The organism is Billgrantia tianxiuensis, assembly GCF_009834345.1.
Classification (GTDB): Bacteria; Pseudomonadota; Gammaproteobacteria; order Pseudomonadales; family Halomonadaceae; genus Halomonas; species Halomonas tianxiuensis.
Window position 1 is genome coordinate 4,031,258 of record NZ_CP035042.1, and the last position, 16,945, is coordinate 4,048,202.

Here is a 16,945-nt window from a genome sequence, read left to right on the forward strand (position 1 = left end):
CGGTCAGGGGGCGTCGCTCAGCGCCGGCACCCGGCCCGGCATGCCCTCCTCAAGAAACGCCACGAAGGCGCGAATGCGCGCCGGCACGTGGCGCCGTTGCTGATAGACAGCATGGAAATCGGCACGCACCCCGCGCCACTCGGGCAGCAGCTCGACCAGCCGGCCATGTGCCAGATGATGGTGGATGTCCCACCAGGAGCGCAGCACAATACCGTGACCGTCGAGGGCCAATTGCACGATGACTTCGCCATCATTGCTGGCCAGCGGGCCGGCCACCTTGACCGCCTGCTCTTCCCCACTGTCGCTGCGGCGATGAAAACGCCATACGGCGTAGTCGCTTTCGTTCTCGCGCAGTATCAGGCAGGGATGGGTGGCGAGATCGGCGGGCGACGCCAAGGACGCCATGCGTGCCACGTAATCGGGAGAGGCGCACAGCACCCGCCGGTTGGCGAGGATGCGTCGCGCCACCAGGCGCGAATCGGGCGGTTCTCCCACGCGAATGCCAACGTCGAAGCCCTGTTCACCCAGGCTCAACGGATAGTTGGAGAGTTCCAGCGTCGCCTCGACGCCTGGATGACGCGCACAGAATTCCGACAGCAGCGGCGCCACGTGACGGCGGCCGAAGCCAAAGGTGGCGTTGACCCTGAGCGGTCCCGAGAGGGCCGCCTGCTGCTCGCCCAGCGCCTCCTCCAGTTCGGCCAGTTCCTCGAGGATGGCCGCCCCGCGCTCCAAGTAGCGCTCGCCCTCGGCGGTCAGCGACAGGCGCCGCGTGGTACGGCTGGCCAACTCCACGCCCAGGCGCGCCTCGAGCTGCTTGAGACGCTTGCTCACGGCCGACAGCGACAGGCCCAGATCGCGCGCCGTGGCCGTCAGACTGCCGGCACGCGCCAGTTGCTGGAAGAAGACCAGGTCATCGAGCTGAGCCATGTCACTCTCCACTCTCGTTCAATAATGGCTTTCCATTCAGCCCGATTATCTCCTTGAAGCCAAGGGCTAGACTGGGACAGTCAGAATTCGGAGGAAGCACTCATGTTCGAGGGATTCCGTACGTTCGACATCGCCCACGGCGACATTCGCATCCACGGCCGCATCGGCGGCTCGGGGCCACCCCTGCTGTTGCTGCACGGCCATCCCCAGACCCACGTGATCTGGCATCGCCTGGCCGAGCCGCTGGCAAGCCGCTACACCGTGGTGGCCACCGACCTGCGCGGCTATGGCGATTCGTCGAAGCCACCCGGCGAGCCGGATCATGCCAACTACAGCAAGCGTGCCATGGCCGACGACCAGGTTGCGGTCATGCGCGAGCTGGGCTTCGAGCGCTTCTTCCTGTGCGGCCACGACCGCGGCGGGCGCGTCGCCCATCGCCTGGTCATGGATCATCCCGAGGCGGTGGAAAAACTGATGCTGCTCGATATCGCCCCGACGCTTGCCATGTACGAGCAGACCGACCGCACCTTTGCCACCGCCTATTTCCACTGGTTCTTCCTGATCCAGCCCGCGCCGCTGCCGGAGACCCTGATCGAGGCCTCGCCCGCCGACTACATCACCCGCACCATGGGCGGGCGTCATGCCAGCCTCGACGCCTTCGACCCGGCAGCCATCGCCGAATACCAGCGCTGCCTGGCTCAGCCCGGTGCCGCCCACGCCCTATGCGAGGACTACCGAGCGTCGAACACAATCGACCTGGAGCACGACCGCGCCGACCGGGCGGCGGGACGCCGCATCGGCTGCCCGGTCAGCGTGCTGTGGGGCAAGCACGGCATCATCGAGCGCTGCTTCGACCCGCTGGCGGAATGGCGAGCCGTGGCCGAACGGGTCGAGGGCGAAGCCCTACCCTGCGGCCACTACATTCCTGAGGAAGCGCCTGAAACGCTGTATTCACGCATTACTCAATTCATGACCACCCCCACCTGAGGATTCGACCATGACCCATCGTATCGCTGTGATTCCCGGCGACGGCATCGGCAACGAAGTGATGCCGGAAGGCCTACGCGTTCTCGAAGCCGTTGCCAAGCGCTTCGACATCGACCTGGCCTTCGAGCACTTCGACTTCGCCTGCTGCGATTATTACGCCAAGCACGGCAAGATGATGCCCGACGACTGGTTCGAGCAGCTCAAGGACTTCGACGCCATCTTTTACGGCGCGGTGGGCTGGCCCGACACGGTGCCGGACCATATCTCGCTGTGGGGCTCGCTGCTGCAGTTCCGCCGCCAGTTCGATCAGTACATCAACCTGCGCCCGTGCAAGCTGCTGCCTGGGATCAAGAGCCCGCTGGCCGACCGCAAGCCCGGCGACATCGACTTCTACGTGGTGCGCGAGAACACCGAGGGCGAGTACTCCAGCGTCGGTGGCAAGATGTTCGAGGGCACCGAGCGCGAGGTGGTGATCCAAGAAACGGTGATGACCCGCCACGGCACCGACCGGGTGCTCAAGTTCGCCTTCGAGCTGGCCCAGAGCCGGCCGCGGAAGAAGCTCACCTCGGCCACCAAGTCCAACGGCATCGCCATCACCATGCCATGGTGGGACGAGCGGGTCGTGGCCATGTCGGGCAACTATCCCGAGGTCAGCGTCGACAAGTTCCACATCGACATCCTCACCGCCAACTTCGTCATGCATCCCGACTGGTTCGACGTGGTGGTGGCCAGCAACCTGTTCGGCGACATCCTCTCCGACCTGGGCCCGGCCTGTACCGGGACCATCGGCGTGGCGCCCTCGGCCAACATCAATCCCGAGGGCACCTTCCCGAGCCTGTTCGAACCGGTCCACGGCAGCGCCCCGGACATCGCCGGCAAGGGCATTGCCAACCCCATCGGTCAGATCTGGTCCGGCGCCATGATGCTGGAGCACCTGGGCCACAAGGAGGCTGCCGACGCCATCGTCACTGCCTTCGAAGCGGTACTGGCAGAGGCCGACCCGGCCGTGCTGACGCCGGACGTTCGCGGCCAGGGCAGTACCGAGACCCTGGGCCGGGCCATCGCCGAGCGGGTAGCTTCGTAAGCATCCGACGCCAAGCGTAAACAGAGCCGACGGCCTGTCGGCTCTCAGGCAGGCCATTGAGAGATAGCGACCTGCCCTGCCTGGGTGTCTCACACTCACGACTTGATCCGTGTTAACTCGATGCCCGTGAGAACGAAACAGGCACTCTCCTGCGTCAAGTTCTGCTTGGTTTTCGTTTCCACTCGGTAAGTGCCGGCCTTTGAAGAAGATTCTTCGTCTAGCCTGATCATTGCAAGCTCACTAGGGCAAAGCGCAATGAAAGGAGAACAGGCATGAAAAGGACAGCAATCGCCATCGCAGTGGGCGCCTTGAGCACTGGACTGACCCAGGGCGTCCTCGCCCAGGATGAGGATGCGCAGCTGCGCGAGCCGCAGCAGGCAACCGAGGAGAGCGATCAGGATCAGTTTGAAGGTGAGAGTGCCGGCGAGCCGGGAGAAACCGGCTTCGACCCCCAGGATCAAGGCCAGCAGCCCTATTCTGGAGAAGGTGAGTCTGGAGAGGGCGAGGCCGAAGGTCAGGGTCAAGCCGAGGTTCAGATCGAGGAAGAGCCGGCTGACGTGAACGTCGACCAAGAGCCTGCCGAGGTTCAGGTTGAGCAGGAGCCACCCGATGTGACCGTCGAGCAGCAGCCGCCGGAAGTCACCATCGAGCAGGAGGACCCCAACGTCGAGGTCGACCAGGCCGAGCCCAACGTCACCGTCGAGGAGACGGGTGAAGCCGATGTCGAGGTCCAGCCGGCCGATGAGGCCGAGGCAGAACTACGTGATCCGGACGAACAGGAGCAAGATCAGCAGCAACAAGACGCTGATCAGGCTGCTCAGGGTCAGGACGCTCAAGGACAGGGCATCCAGGTCAGCGAACTCGAGGGACGCGATCTCGTCAATCAGGATGGCGAGGAACTCGGCGACATCGATCGCGTGGTGCGCGATACCCAGGGTAACGACACTTATGTGGTCGTGAGCGAAGGTGGCTTCCTCGGTTTCGGCGAGGATGAAATTGCCTACCCGGTTTCCGACCTCGAAATTCGCTCGGAGGGTGAAGTCGTCCTTCAGTCCCAAAGCGGTGAACGCGCCGCCAACGAGCTTGATGACGACAACTTCGAGGAACTGGACGGGGATGAACGCGTGAATGAACCCAACCAGGGCATGAACTGAGCGAATGAGAGAAGCCCGAATGAGAAAGGCGCGGCCATGCCGCGCCTTCTTCGTGCCTGATCAACATCTCTGGTCAGGCTGCCAGCTTGAGCGCGACCTCGGCAACGCTGCGCCCCTGCAGGCGGGCCAGTTCCAGTTCGTGCTCGGTCGGCTGACGCGAGTTATCGGCCCCGGCCAGGGTCGAAGCGCCATAGGGCGAGCCCCCTTGTACGCTGGAAATGTCGAACTGCGACTCCAGCCCATAGCCGATCGGCAGGATCAACATGCCATGATGCGCCAGAGTGGTCCACGAGGTCATGATGGTGGTCTCGTTGCCGCCCCCGGTACCGGTCGAGGTAAACACACTGCCTACCTTTCCGCGTAGCACGCCCTTGGCCCAAAGGCTGCCGGTCTGGTCGAGGAAGGTGCGCATCTGCCCGGTCATGTTGCCGAAGCGGGTGGGCGTGCCGAAGATCACCGCGTCATAATCGGCCAGCTCCTGAGGCTTTGCCTCGGGAGTATCGAAGGTCTTGCCGCCCGCCTTGGCAAAAGCCTCCGGATCCATGGTTTCGGGTACGCGCTTCACGTCGACCGCGACCCCGTCGACCTGGCGAACGCCTTCCGCGACCGCCTTGGCCAAGGTGTCGATATGGCCGTACATGGAGTGATAGAGCACGAGTACCTTGGTCATCTTGCGCCTCCTTTCATCGTTGCCATCCAAACGCCGGCATCGCCAGCGAGTGCCTACAGCATAGAAAGGGATGCGATGAAGAACAGCGAAGCATTTCGTTCGCCCACTTCGATATTATCGATGCCCGAGCCGCCAGACTCCCTGGAGCACCCGCACCTTGCCGGCCGCCAGGTTGTCGCGCAGGTTGCGTCCCATCTGCACGAAGTCGCTGCCGAAGATCAACGTGGGGCCAGGCAGCGCAGATGCCTGCTGGCGAGTCTCGCCGGGGCCGCTCTCGCACCGGCTGTGCTCCTGACGCCAGGCCAGGGCCGCCTGGGTGACGTCCTCGATGCTCAGCGGCTCGAAACCAGCCAGCGCCATCGCACGCTCGAGCTGCTGCCGATTGCGCAGATGACTGGTATCGGGGGTACGCGCCCAGGGCACGGGCAGTGTCAGGGGCGCGGGATTGTCGCCAGCCACGACCTCATGCAGCAACACACGGCCGCCGGGTACCAGCAGGCGATGCCATTCGGCCAGCACACGCGGTACCTGTGGCATGTTCATCAGGGCATGCTGGCACCAGACCACCTCGAAGCTATCCGCCGTTAGCGGCACACTGGCGGCATCGGCGCACAGGAAGTGGGTATGCTTGGCCAGTCCAGTGGCCGCGCTGAGCCAGCTCGCCACCTCGATGAAGCTCGCGGTGATGTCGACTCCGGCCACATCGCAACCGAACTCAGCGGCCAGCAGCCGGCTCGTGCCACCCGTACCGCAGCCCACGTCGAGCACGCGCTCGCCTTTTTCGAGCCCACCCAGTGCGGCCAGCGCACGACTGGCACTGCGCCCACCGAGATGAAGCTGATCGATACCGGCCACATCATCCAGGCTCAAGTGCTCCGGGTCGTGCCCCGCCGCCAGGAATGCCTCGCGCAGGCGGGCCAGCAGGGGCTGGCCTTCGTGTGCGCTAGCGGCATCGTAGTGAGCATTGAGCCGGCCAGCGTGTTCAGGTGTCATCTCGCTGCGGGCGGTTGGCATATCGAGGCTCCTCGCCATCCGGATCAGGAGGGTCCAGCATAGCCTTCGCCCGGTGCTGCCCCCATTGACCAAAGGTCGGCACGCCCAGTTTCAATATCGCACCTGGGCTTTCACCAGCCCGACGCTCGGGCTTGTACGTTTTCCCGGTGCGCAGGAAGGTGGCCTTGGTTGCACCATCCTGTTCACTATCAACGACTCACTACCCCGGACACAGCATGTTGTCGGAATGGATCGAGCATAGCCTTGAAGATATCAGCCCCAGATCGCGCAGCGGTCGGCTGCGCGGTGGCACCTACACCCTGCATGCACCGGGCATTCTCGAGCTGACCCCCAGCGAATGCCGCAAGACGGCGCACGCCTGCGTGGTGTCGGCAGGCATCCACGGCAACGAGACAGCGCCCATCGAGCTGCTCGGCGACTGCCTGGCGCGCATCGAAGCGGGCATGCTGCCGCTGGGCGCCCCGGCGCTGATCATCCTCGGCAACCTCGAGGCCATTCGTCGCGCCGAGCGCTACGTAACCACCAATCTCAATCGACTGTTCCGCCGCGACCTCGACGAAACCGGCCTGGAACCGGATCGCGCCCGTCAATTGATGGACGCCGTGGATGCCTTCTACGCCCGCCATCCCGGCCGAGAGCGACTCCACTACGACCTGCACACGGCGATTCGCGATAGCCGTTTCCCGCGCTTCGCCGTCGAGCCCTTCGCCGATGCGGCCACGCGTCCCGAGCAGTGGCGCTGGCTGGCGGAAGCGAATATCCAGGCGGTATTGCATCAGCATCAGCACAGCTGGACGTTTTCGCACTACTCAAAGCACTATCATCAGGCCCAGGCCTTCACCCTGGAGCTGGGGCGGGTCAACCCCTTCGGCCACAACGATCTTATCCCGCTGGTGCCGATGGCCCGGCTTATCGAAGCCCTGCTGGAAGGACGCGAGCCACGGGGAGCCGATCCCGCGCGCATGGTGTTCTTCCGGGTCGCCCATGAGCTGCGGCGCCACTCCGCCGACTTTCGCTTGTGCTTTCCCGACGATACGCCGAACTTCACTGAGTTCGCGCCCGGCAGCCGGCTCGCCGAGGATGCCGAGGCCGGCCCCTTCACCGTCGAGGGCGAGCCTCTAAGCGTGGTATTTCCCAATGCCGAGGTCGAGCTGGGTGCGCGTGCCGCGCTATTGGCCCGACCAGCCTCACCGCCTGGCTAAGGCATAGGAATAAAAATCCAAAACATGTAGTTCTTCAGCAAATTTTTCTCGATAGATAACAATAACCAGGAGCCTTTTGATGCATTCCTTGTCTCAGCTTATCGACCATCGTCTCATGATGCGGGCTTCGCCTCCCTCTGCCCAAAGCGCTCAGGCCTGTTAGAATCGCCCCTTTTTCGCGCCTGCCCGCTTGCACTGGCCCGTCGCCACAGGCGACTCGTCCCGATCTGGAGCCCGTCCCATGGCCGATACCCCGATTCCGCTCGAAGTGCGCAACATCAAGAAGCGCTTTGGCGATACCGAAGTTCTCAAGGGCCTCTCGCTCGAGGCTCGCAAGGGTGACGTCATCACCCTGATCGGAGCCTCCGGCTCCGGCAAGAGCACCTTCCTGCGCTGCATGAACCTGCTGGAGCAGCCCGACGAGGGCGACCTGATCGTTCATGGCGAGGAGATCCGCTTCAAGCAGACCAAGCACGGTCGCGAGCCGGCCGACTGGAAACAGGTCGTGCGCATGCGCGCTAAGCTGTCGATGGTGTTCCAGAGCTTCAACCTGTGGTCGCACATGACCCTGCTCGAGAACGTCATCGAAGCGCCGATCCACGTGCTCGGCGTGCCCCGCAAGGAGGCCATCGACAAAGCCCGCGCCCTGCTCGAGCGGGTCGGCCTCACGGCACGCGCCGATGCCTATCCGGCGCAGATGTCCGGCGGCCAGCAGCAGCGCGGGGCGATCGCCCGGGCACTGGCCATGGACCCCGAGGTGATGTTGTTCGACGAACCCACCTCGGCACTCGACCCGGAGCTGGTCGGCGACGTGCTCAAGGTCATGCGCGACCTGGCCGAGGAGGGCCGCACCATGGTGGTCGTAACCCACGAGATGGGTTTCGCCCGCGACGTTTCCAGCCAGGTGATCTACCTGCATCAGGGCCTGGTCGAAGAGGCCGGCCCGCCCCAGGACGTGCTGGTCAACCCCACCTCGCCGCGGCTCAAGCAGTTCCTGGCGCCGAAGTACTGAGGGGACCACCATGCTCGATCTACACGGCTACGGCCCACGATTGCTGGAGGGCGCTGGCGTCACGCTGCAGCTCGCCGTGCTCTCGTTGATTCTCGCCTTGGTGCTGGGCCTGCTCACCGCCAGCGCCAAGATGTCGCGCAATTGGTTGCTGCACAAGGTCGCCACGCTCTACACCACGGTGATTCGCGGCGTTCCCGACCTGGTACTGATGCTGCTGCTGTTCTTCGGCGGCCAGATGGCGCTGAATATCGTCACCGACGCCATCTACGACCGCACCGGGCTGGACTGGTACGTCAACCTCAACGCCTTCGCCGCTGGGGTGATCACCATCGGCTTCATCTTCGGCGCCTACATGGGCGAGACCTTCCGCGGCGCCTTCATGGCCGTGGAGCACGGCCAGATCGAAGCCGGCAAGGCCTACGGCATGACGCCATGGCTGGTGTTCCGCCGCATTCGCTTCCCGCAGATGATGCGCCACGCCCTGCCGGGGATCTCCAACAACTGGATGGTACTGCTCAAGACCACCGCGCTGGTTTCGGTGATCGGGCTCTCGGACATGGTTCGCGTGGCCGCCGAGGCCTCTCGCGCAACGCACGAACCGTTCACTTTCCTGATTCCCGTCGCCGCGGTCTACCTGTTGATCGCCAGCGTGTCGGAGTGGATGTTCGCCCGGCTGCAGAAGCGCTACAACGTCGGCTTCGGAGGGCACTGACATGATCGACCTGACCTGGCTCAACGAGCTACTCGCCGACAACCGCATTTTCACTCCCCAGACCCTGGCCTACTACTGGGGGGATTGGTCACCACCACCCAACTGGTGTTCCTGTCGCTGGTGATCGGCCTGGTACTGGCGATACCACTGGCCATCGGACGCAGTTCGGGCCGTCGCTGGATCAGCCTGCCGATCTACGTCTATACCTACGTGTTCCGTGGCACGCCACTGCTGATCCAGCTCTACATCATCTACTACGGCGTGGTGTTCTTCGACGGCATCCAGCAGACCTTTCTCTGGCCGATCCTGCGCGAGGCCTTCTATCCGGCGCTGATCGCCTTCACCCTCAATACCGCGGCCTACACCACCGAGATCTTTCGCGGTGCGATCAAGGCCACGCCGCGCGGCGAGATCGAGGCGGCACGGGCCTACGGCATGTCCCAGAGCCTGATGATGCGGCGCATCGTGCTGCCCAGCGCTTTCCGCCGCGCCCTGCCGGCCTATGGAAACGAGGTGATCTTCATGCTGCATGCCAGCGCCATCGCCAGCGTGGTCACGCTGATGGATCTCACCGGCGCAGCTCGCTTCGTCTATGCGCGCTTCTACGCACCGTTCGAGGCGTTCCTGTTCGCCGCGGCGATCTACCTGTGCCTGACCTTCGCCATCCTTTACTTCTTCCGCTATCTCGAGAAACGGCTGCTGGCACACCTCAAGCCGCAGAGCGGAAATTGAGCAACGTCAAACAGGCGTTGGAAAAACCGCGCTCTGGGACTTTCGGCTCAGGCACGGCTGCGCTAAATTCAGGCGCGACGTCACCCAAAAGGTGCACGAACGACTACAAAAGGGAAACGAAAGATGAAAAAACTGCTGACTGTGTCTCTGCTGGGCGTGGCCATTGCCGCCGGTACCGCCCAGGCCCGTGACTACGATCACGTGCGCTTCGGCGTCGACGTGCCCTACGAGCCGATGGAGTATCGTACCGCCGAGGGTGAACTGACCGGCTTCGACATCGATCTCGGCAATGCACTTTGCGAAGAGATGGGCGTTACCTGCGAGTGGATCGAGCAGGAGTGGGACGGCATCATTCCCGGCCTGCTGGCACGCAACTACGACGCCATCATGTCCTCGATGACCATCAACGACGAGCGCCGCCAGACCCTGCTCTTCTCCGATCCCTACATCACCATCCCCGGCGCCTGGTTCGCCCCCGCCGGCAGCGAGGTCGACGAGATCAATGAAGAAACCCTGGCCGGGAAAAGCATTGGCGTGCAGCGTGGCACCACCTTCGACGGCTACGTCACCGACAACTACGGCAACATAGCCAACGTCAGCCGCTACTCCACCGCCGACGACATGGTGCTCGACCTTCAGGCCCAGCGCCTGGACCTCGTCTTCCTCGAGTTCATCGTCGGCCAGGCCACGCTGCTCGAGAACGAGGACGGCGAATATAGGGTTGTGGGCGAGATGGTAACCGAGCCCGAGGAGTATTTCGGCGAAGGTTTCGGCATCGCCTTCCGCCCGCGCGACGAGGCCTTGGCCGAGCGCTTCAACGAGGCCCTGGCCACGCTGAAGGAAGACGGCACCTACGACGAGATCTACCAGCGCTACTTCGGCGAATAACGCATTCGTCGCCCTGCCCCGGTCGCTCGACCGGGGCAGGAATTGACAGCTACCACGCTTTCACTGACAGTCGATACGATCGTCAACGCAACATCGCATCAGGGCCTGGTCCATGATCGATCTCTTCAACCAACCGCCGCGCGAGGTTTACTGCTGTTACTTCGACAGCTTCTACCTCAGCGAATGGTTCGACGAATAAGCCCCTTCCCGCGGCCTGCCTGGCTGCGTCGGCACACCCGTGCCATCCGACACGCCATCGCCTGAACGGCGAAGAGCGTGAGCCTCGTCGCAACTGAACCTGCGACGCTTCCGCCAACCTTGGCAAATACGCAAGACCCGACCACGACTCAGTCTTGACGACTCTGTCTCGGTCTCAACGACCTATTGCAATAACCGTGTTCAACAACAATGCCTTCCCGGGAGGAAGTCTCATGCGTTCCATCAATGTGATCCTGGCCGCTTCACTGGCAGCCGGCCTGACCGCCGGTACCGCCCAGGCCCGCGACTATTCCGACATTCGTCTGGGTGTCGACATTCCCTACGAGCCCTTCATGTACCGTCAGCCGGATGGCGAATTGACCGGCTTCGAGATCGAGCTGGGCAATGCCGTATGCGATTATCTGGAAGTGAACTGCACATGGGTGGAGCAGGATTGGGACGGCATCATTCCCGGCCTGCTGGCACGCAACTACGACGCCATCATGTCCTCTATGTCGATCACCGAGGAACGCGCCGAGCGCGTGCTGTTCTCCGAACCCTACTACACCACGCCCAGCGCCTGGATCACCGCCAATGACCGCGACATCGACATCGAGGATCGCGCCAGCCTCGAGGGCCTGGTGGTCGGCGTGCAGCGCGCTACCCTGCAGGACAACTACGTGACAGAGCTGTACGGCGACGTACTCGAGATCCGCCGTTATACCAGCGCCAATGACGTCGTCACCGACATGCGTGCCGGCCGGCTCGACCTCACCTTCATGGATTATCCGGTCGCCGAGTCCACCATCGCCATCGATACCGTAGGCAGCGACTTCAAGCGCATCAGCGGGTTCATCAAGGAGCCCGAGCACATCTTCGGCAAGGGCGTGGGAGTGGCGTTCCGCCCGCGCGACGAGGCCTTGGCCGAGCGTTTCAACGAGGCCTTGGCGGCGCTCAAGGAGGATGGTACCTACGATGCCCTCATGGAGCGCTACTTCAACTACGACGTCAAACTCTGAACCGATCCGCACCGTCCAGCGAACGCCGGCACAGGCCGGCGTTCGCCTTGATGAGGAGCCTCGATGCTAACCCTGCTGAAGAATGCCCAGCTATATGCCCCAACCTCCATGGGGTTGTGCCACCTGCTGCTTGCCGACCGCCGCATTGCCGCCGTGGTATCGGCCGAGCGGGAAGCACCCGCGCTCGGCATGGCGGTTGACGAGATCGATCTGGAGGGGCGTCGGGTCATTCCTGGCCTGGTCGATCCCCTGGTCCACTTCATCGGCGGCGGTGGCGAAGGCGGTTTCGGCACTCGCACCGCCGAGCTGACGCTCGATGATGCCCTGGCTTCCGGCGTCACCACGCTGGTCGGCGCGCTGGGCACCGATGCCTTGACCCGCACCCCGGCCAACCTGCTGGGCAAGGCCCGCGAACTCGCCGCCGGCGGCCTGACCACCTACTGCTACACCGGCTCCTACCAGCTGCCGCCGGTCACCCTGACCGGCTCGGTGGGCAGCGACATCCTGTTCATCCCCGAGTTCATCGGCGTCGGCGAGGTGGCCATCAGCGACCATCGCGGTTCACAGCCCTCGCCCTTCGAGCTGGCCCGCCTGGCGTCGGAAGCGCGTACCGCCGGCATGCTGGCAGGCAAGTCGGGGATCGTCTTCATACATACCGGCGACGCTCCCTCGCATCTGGAGCCGCTGCGCGCGGCGAGCCGCGACAGCGCCATTCCCCTCGCCCAGTTCCTGCCGACCCATATCAACCGCACCGCCGAGCTGTTCGAGGACGGCCTGCGCTTCGCCCGCGAGGGCGGCCGCATCGACTTCACCACCAGTACCACGGCGGAGCTTCTCGCCGGCGGTGAAGTCCCGGCCTCGGAAGCCGTGGCTCGCGCCCTGCATGCCCGCGTCGAGCCGTCGCGTATCACCCTCTCTTCCGATGCCAATGCCTCGCTGCCACGCTTCGACGCCGAGCGCCGCTTCGTCGGACTCGAACCCGGCCGATTGTCGAGCCCGTTCGAGGTGTTGGGCGAATGTATCGACGAACACGGCATCGCTTGGGAGACCGCGATCGGTGTCGCCAGCACCCACGCCGCCGACGCGCTCGGGCTCAGTACCAAGGGCCGACTGGCGCCAGGTCACGATGCCGACCTGCTGATACTAGCCGAAGGTGAATGGTCCATCGATGAGGTGTGGGCATTGGGCCGGCGGGTGTATCGGCGCGATTGAGCCGTCCAGCGGAGCTTCAACGGCCGCCGTGCGGCCCAGGAACGTGGCTGGGCTCGCCGGTTTCGGAGGGCAGCTGATGCGATGCCGGCTGGGCCAGCTCCTGAAGAATACCGCAGTGGCTGGAGTCCGTTTCGCCATTGCAACGCGAACGCAGGATGGCCAGTGCCTCGCGCAGCGCCTGGAGCTGCTCGATGCGCGCCTCGACGTGGGCCAAGTGATCGTCGATCAAGCCGTTGACCGCGTTGCACGGCTGGCGCGGGTGGTCGTGATAGTCGAGCAGGGTGCGAATCTCGTCGAGTGTCATGTCCAGCGTGCGGCAGTGGCGGATGAAGCTCAGCCGCTCGGCGTGGGGCTCGGCGTAGAGCCGGTAGTTGCCGCTCGAGCGTGCAGGCTCGGGCAACAATCCCTCGCGCTCGTAGTAGCGAATGGTCTCTACCGGGCAACCGGTGCGGCTGGAAAGCTCGCCGATTTTCATGTGAGGCCTCGCATGTACTTTGGAAAACGCAAATGTCCAGCAGCTTGACTCTGTAGTTGCTACAGGGTGTGTCATCAGCATATGCCATGACACGGAGTCCTACCATGACCGAACGCACCTGCTGCTCGGGTTGCAGCGCCACTGCCGATACCCTTGCCCCACCGACACGGGACGAGCTCCCGCCCGGCACACGTTCGCTGCGCTTGCATATCGAGGCGATGGACTGCCCTACCGAGGAAGCACTGCTGCGTCGGGCGCTGGGCGACATGCCGGGCATCGTACGGCTCGACTTCGACCTGATCGGCCGGGTGCTCACCGTGCGCCATCATGACGTGGAGGAAGAAGCCGTTCTGCGTCGTGTCGCCGCCACCGGGATGACGGCGAAGCGCCACGACCCGGCCCAGCGCATGCCTGCCACGAGCCGGGAAGAGGCCTGGTGGAAACTGGGCGTGGCCGCAGTGTTGGCCCTGGCCGCCGAAGCCAGCCACTGGCTGGGATTGGCCGAGCCCTGGCTCGCTGCCGCTCTGGCGCTTACCGCCATCGCCCTGGTCGGCCTGCCGACCTGGAAGAAGGGCTTCATCGCCCTGCGCCACCGTACGCTCAACATCAATGCATTGATGAGCGTGGCGGTGACCGGCGCCCTGCTGATCGGCCAGTGGGCCGAGGCGGCGATGGTGCTGGTACTGTTCACCCTGGCCGAGTGCATCGAGGCGCGTTCGCTGGGCCGGGCGCGTAACGCCATTCGCGAGCTGCTCTCGCTGGCCCCCGAGAGCGCCAGCGTGCGCCAGGCCAACGGCGACTTTCAACGCATGCCCGCCAGCGAGGTCGCGGTCGAAAGCCTGGTGAGGGTACGTCCGGGCGAGCGCCTGGCACTGGATGGAAGCGTAATGGAAGGCCACCCGTCGCTGGACGAGTCGCCCATCACCGGCGAGAGCCTGCCGGTAGACAAGGCACCGGGCGATGCCGTGTACGCCGGCAGCGTCAACCAGGGCAGCGAGTTTCTCTATCGCACCACCCGTGCGGCGAGCGATACCACCCTGGCCCGTATCATCCACACCGTGGAGCAGGCCCAGGCCAGCCGTGCCCCAACCCAGCGCTTCATCGACCGCTTCGCCGCCGTCTACACACCGGCGGTATTCGCCATTGCCTTGCTGGTAGCGCTCAGCTGGCCATGGCTGTTCGGCATCGGCTGGCTCGAAGGCACCTACCGTGCCCTGGTGCTGCTGGTGATCGCCTGCCCCTGCGCACTGGTAATCTCCACTCCGGTGACCATCGTCAGCGGCTTGGCCGCTGCCGCGCGCACGGGCATCCTGGTCAAGGGAGGCAACGTACTCGAGCAGGGCTATCGCCTCAAGACCCTGGCCTTCGACAAGACCGGCACCCTGACCCGGGGCCGCCCCACGCAGCGAATCTGGCACCCGCTCGATGCCACGCTGGACGAGCCCGCCCGCTCACGGCTGCGTGGCTTGGCTGCGGGACTCGCCGGGCGTTCGTCACATCCGGTGTCGGCGGCCCTGGCCCGCGCTGCCGAGGCGGACGGCATCCGCCCGCTGGAGGTGTACGACGTACGCGAGCTTCCCGGTCGTGGCGTGGTCGCTCGGCAGGGCGAATGCCAGGTCTGGCTCGGCAATCGCCGGTTGATGCAGCAGTTCGCAACGACGGACGAGGCGCTCGACGACCACCTGGCCGAGCACGAGGCACGCGGCGAGACACTGGTGATCCTGGGCGAGGAGAGCCGGCCTCTGGCGCTGTTCGCCGTCGGCGACCCGCTGCGCGCGGAGAGCCGCGAGGCCATCGAGGCGCTGCATCGGCTGGGCGTGACCACGCTGATGCTGAGCGGCGACAACCCGGCGAGCGTGGCCGCGATGGCCGCCCAGGCCGGCATCGACGAGGCTCATGGCTCGCTGCTGCCGGAAGACAAGCTGGCGATGATCGAGGCGCGTGCTCAGCAAGGCCCCGTGGGCATGGTCGGGGACGGCGTCAACGATGCCCCGGCACTGGCGCGAGCCGATATCGGCTTCGCCATGGGGGCGCTCGGCAGTGATGCGGCCATCGAGACCGCCGATGTGGCCTTGATGGACGACGACCCACGTCGGCTCGCCGACTTCCTGCATCTGTCTCGCTATACGCGCACGGTGCTGATGCAGAACATCCTCCTGGCGCTGGGCCTAAAGGCGGTATTCATGGCGCTCGCCTTCAGCGGCCACGCCACCCTGTGGATGGCGGTATTCGCCGACATGGGCGCCAGCCTGATCGTGGTGGCCAACGGACTGCGCCTGCTACGCCATGGCAGGCGGCCAGGCGTTGAAAGGCCGCAGCGTGATCTCGGGCATGATGAAGCCTTCGAGGAGAACACGGTGCAATAAGGACTGTCATGAGGGAGTCATCGGAGCACACCGAGATCATGGTCATCGGCGCCGGTATCGTCGGCCTGGCCTGCGCCTGGCACCTGCAGCGGCAAGGCTTCGAGGTCACCCTGGTCGATCCCGAGCCGCCCGGCGCCGCGGCCTCCTCCGGCAACGCTGGACTCCTGGCCAACTTCGCCATCGAGCCCCTGGCCCAACCCGCCATCTGGCGGCAGGCCCCGGGGCTTGTACTGTCGCCGCACTCCCCCTTTCACCTGCGCTGGCGCCATCTGCCCGGGCTCGCCCCGTGGCTGTGGCGCTTCATGCAGCGCGCCAACCGCCGCAGTGCCGCCCAGGCCACTCAGATCCTGAGCGAGCTGTTAACGCCTTCGGTGAATGACTGGCTGACTATCTTCGACGATCTGGAGGACAACGGCACCCTTCTGCAGCAGCGCGGCAGCCTGTGCTTCTATCTCAGCGCCAAGGGCTGGCGCAAGGCTCAGGCCGAGCTCTCCGAGCGCGAGCGCTTCGGCGTCAACCAGCAACGCCTCGACGCCAAGGCACTGGCGGAGCTGGAACCGGCCCTCGAAGGCCTGGCCCGAGGCGGCATCCTGTTTCCCGACGCCTGCCACGTCAGCGACCCGCTGACCCTGGCCCAGCGCTTGGCCGAACGCCTGCAAAGCCGCGGCGTTCATCTGGTACGCGCCAAGGCACTGGGGCTCGCGTCGCACGGCGGCCGTATCGACATCGATACCGATCGAGGCCCCTGGCAGGCCGAAAAGGTGGTGATCGCCGCGGGCACCTGGTCGCGACCGCTGGCACTGGCCTGCGGCGACCGCATACCGCTGATCTCCGAACGTGGCTATCATCTGGAGTTTCCCACTGCCAGGGGGCTGGTCAGCCGACCCTGCAGTCCCGGGGAGTACGCCTTCTATCTCACGCCGATGCAGGGCCGCCTGCGCATCGCTGGCACCGTGGAGCTGGGTCACAATGACGACCCGATCAATTCCCGGCGGCTCGACTACATTCGCCGTCACGCCGAGAGCCTGTTCGGCCCGCTCGGCGAGCCGAGCCACACCTGGCTGGGCCTGCGCCCCTCGCTGCCCGACTCGCTTCCGGTGATCGGCCCCGCCACCGCCCTACCCGGCGTCAGCTACGCCTTCGGCCATGGCCACCTAGGCCTGACCCTGGCGGCCACCACCGGAAGGCTGCTGGCGGCCAGCATCAAGGGCGAAGCACCCGCCTGGTTGGCCGCCTGCGGCGCCGGCCGTTTTCGCTAAATCGAAGACACCCTCGGGTTCATTTACGCGCTGC

The 16,945-nt window shown here is 64.9% G+C and carries 15 protein-coding genes and 1 pseudogene; 12 read left to right on the forward strand and 4 right to left on the reverse strand.

What is annotated here, in order from left to right:
• Positions 1 to 3: 3 nt before the first annotated feature.
• Entirely contained in the window at positions 4 to 927 is a 924-nt protein-coding gene (locus tag EKK97_RS18760; protein WP_159554232.1) for a LysR family transcriptional regulator, read from the reverse strand.
• Between the two features lie 102 nt (positions 928 to 1,029).
• On the opposite strand from EKK97_RS18760, the gene EKK97_RS18765 reads away from it, so the two are divergent.
• The 3 genes from EKK97_RS18765 to EKK97_RS18775 all read left to right on the forward strand — a co-directional run bounded on the left by EKK97_RS18765 (position 1,030) and on the right by EKK97_RS18775 (position 4,152).
• Positions 1,030 to 1,914, forward strand: coding sequence for an alpha/beta fold hydrolase (locus EKK97_RS18765; RefSeq protein WP_159554234.1), 885 nt, complete (start codon positions 1,030 to 1,032; stop codon positions 1,912 to 1,914).
• Positions 1,915 to 1,924: 10 nt separating this feature from the next.
• Positions 1,925 to 2,998 carry a tartrate dehydrogenase gene (locus tag EKK97_RS18770; protein ID WP_159554236.1) on the forward strand — a complete coding sequence of 358 codons (1,074 nt, stop codon included), beginning with the start codon at positions 1,925 to 1,927 and terminating at the stop codon, positions 2,996 to 2,998.
• A 272-nt stretch (positions 2,999 to 3,270) separates the two neighbouring features.
• The gene (locus tag EKK97_RS18775; RefSeq protein ID WP_159554238.1) at positions 3,271 to 4,152 is read left to right on the forward strand and encodes a PRC-barrel domain-containing protein; all 882 of its coding nucleotides are present in this window, start codon (positions 3,271 to 3,273) and stop codon (positions 4,150 to 4,152) included.
• A gap of 73 nt (positions 4,153 to 4,225) precedes the next feature.
• Here EKK97_RS18775 and wrbA read toward each other — a convergent pair whose 3' ends face one another.
• Together wrbA and EKK97_RS18785 are read right to left on the reverse strand one after the other, a co-directional pair.
• On the reverse strand, positions 4,226 to 4,822 hold the full coding sequence (gene wrbA, locus EKK97_RS18780) for an NAD(P)H:quinone oxidoreductase (RefSeq protein WP_159554240.1): 597 nt from the start codon (positions 4,820 to 4,822) through the stop codon (positions 4,226 to 4,228).
• Between the two features lie 114 nt (positions 4,823 to 4,936).
• Entirely contained in the window at positions 4,937 to 5,836 is a 900-nt protein-coding gene (locus EKK97_RS18785) for a class I SAM-dependent methyltransferase (protein WP_159554243.1), read from the reverse strand.
• Positions 5,837 to 6,051: 215 nt separating this feature from the next.
• Between EKK97_RS18785 and EKK97_RS18790 the strand changes: the two genes are divergently transcribed.
• From EKK97_RS18790 to iadA, 7 genes and pseudogenes are all read left to right on the forward strand, one after another.
• Complete coding sequence (locus EKK97_RS18790) at positions 6,052 to 7,038, forward strand: succinylglutamate desuccinylase (protein WP_159554245.1); 987 nt, start codon at positions 6,052 to 6,054, stop codon at positions 7,036 to 7,038.
• Positions 7,039 to 7,279: 241 nt separating this feature from the next.
• On the forward strand, positions 7,280 to 8,050 hold the full coding sequence (locus EKK97_RS18795) for an ABC transporter ATP-binding protein (RefSeq protein WP_159554247.1): 771 nt from the start codon (positions 7,280 to 7,282) through the stop codon (positions 8,048 to 8,050).
• A 10-nt stretch (positions 8,051 to 8,060) separates the two neighbouring features.
• The gene (locus tag EKK97_RS18800) at positions 8,061 to 8,762 is read left to right on the forward strand and encodes an ABC transporter permease (RefSeq protein WP_159554249.1); all 702 of its coding nucleotides are present in this window, start codon (positions 8,061 to 8,063) and stop codon (positions 8,760 to 8,762) included.
• A 1-nt stretch (position 8,763) separates the two neighbouring features.
• Positions 8,764 to 9,494: pseudogene (locus tag EKK97_RS18805) on the forward strand (ABC transporter permease).
• A 123-nt stretch (positions 9,495 to 9,617) separates the two neighbouring features.
• Positions 9,618 to 10,382 (forward strand): transporter substrate-binding domain-containing protein, encoded by a 765-nt coding sequence (locus EKK97_RS18810; protein ID WP_159554251.1) that lies wholly within the window; start codon positions 9,618 to 9,620, stop codon positions 10,380 to 10,382.
• 431 nt (positions 10,383 to 10,813) lie between these two features.
• Positions 10,814 to 11,599 (forward strand): transporter substrate-binding domain-containing protein, encoded by a 786-nt coding sequence (locus EKK97_RS18815; RefSeq protein ID WP_159554253.1) that lies wholly within the window; start codon positions 10,814 to 10,816, stop codon positions 11,597 to 11,599.
• A gap of 63 nt (positions 11,600 to 11,662) precedes the next feature.
• Positions 11,663 to 12,811 (forward strand): beta-aspartyl-peptidase, encoded by a 1,149-nt coding sequence (gene iadA, locus EKK97_RS18820; RefSeq protein WP_159554255.1) that lies wholly within the window; start codon positions 11,663 to 11,665, stop codon positions 12,809 to 12,811.
• A 16-nt stretch (positions 12,812 to 12,827) separates the two neighbouring features.
• Here iadA and cadR read toward each other — a convergent pair whose 3' ends face one another.
• The gene (cadR, locus tag EKK97_RS18825) at positions 12,828 to 13,286 is read right to left on the reverse strand and encodes a Cd(II)/Pb(II)-responsive transcriptional regulator (RefSeq protein ID WP_159554257.1); all 459 of its coding nucleotides are present in this window, start codon (positions 13,284 to 13,286) and stop codon (positions 12,828 to 12,830) included.
• Between the two features lie 104 nt (positions 13,287 to 13,390).
• Here cadR and EKK97_RS18830 point away from each other — a divergent pair, with 104 nt between their 5' ends.
• A complete protein-coding gene (locus EKK97_RS18830) occupies positions 13,391 to 15,652 on the forward strand; it encodes a heavy metal translocating P-type ATPase (RefSeq protein WP_159554259.1) in 2,262 nt (753 codons plus the stop codon).
• 8 nt (positions 15,653 to 15,660) lie between these two features.
• A complete protein-coding gene (locus EKK97_RS18835; RefSeq protein WP_159554261.1) occupies positions 15,661 to 16,911 on the forward strand; it encodes an NAD(P)/FAD-dependent oxidoreductase in 1,251 nt (416 codons plus the stop codon).
• Positions 16,912 to 16,945 lie beyond the last annotated feature (34 nt).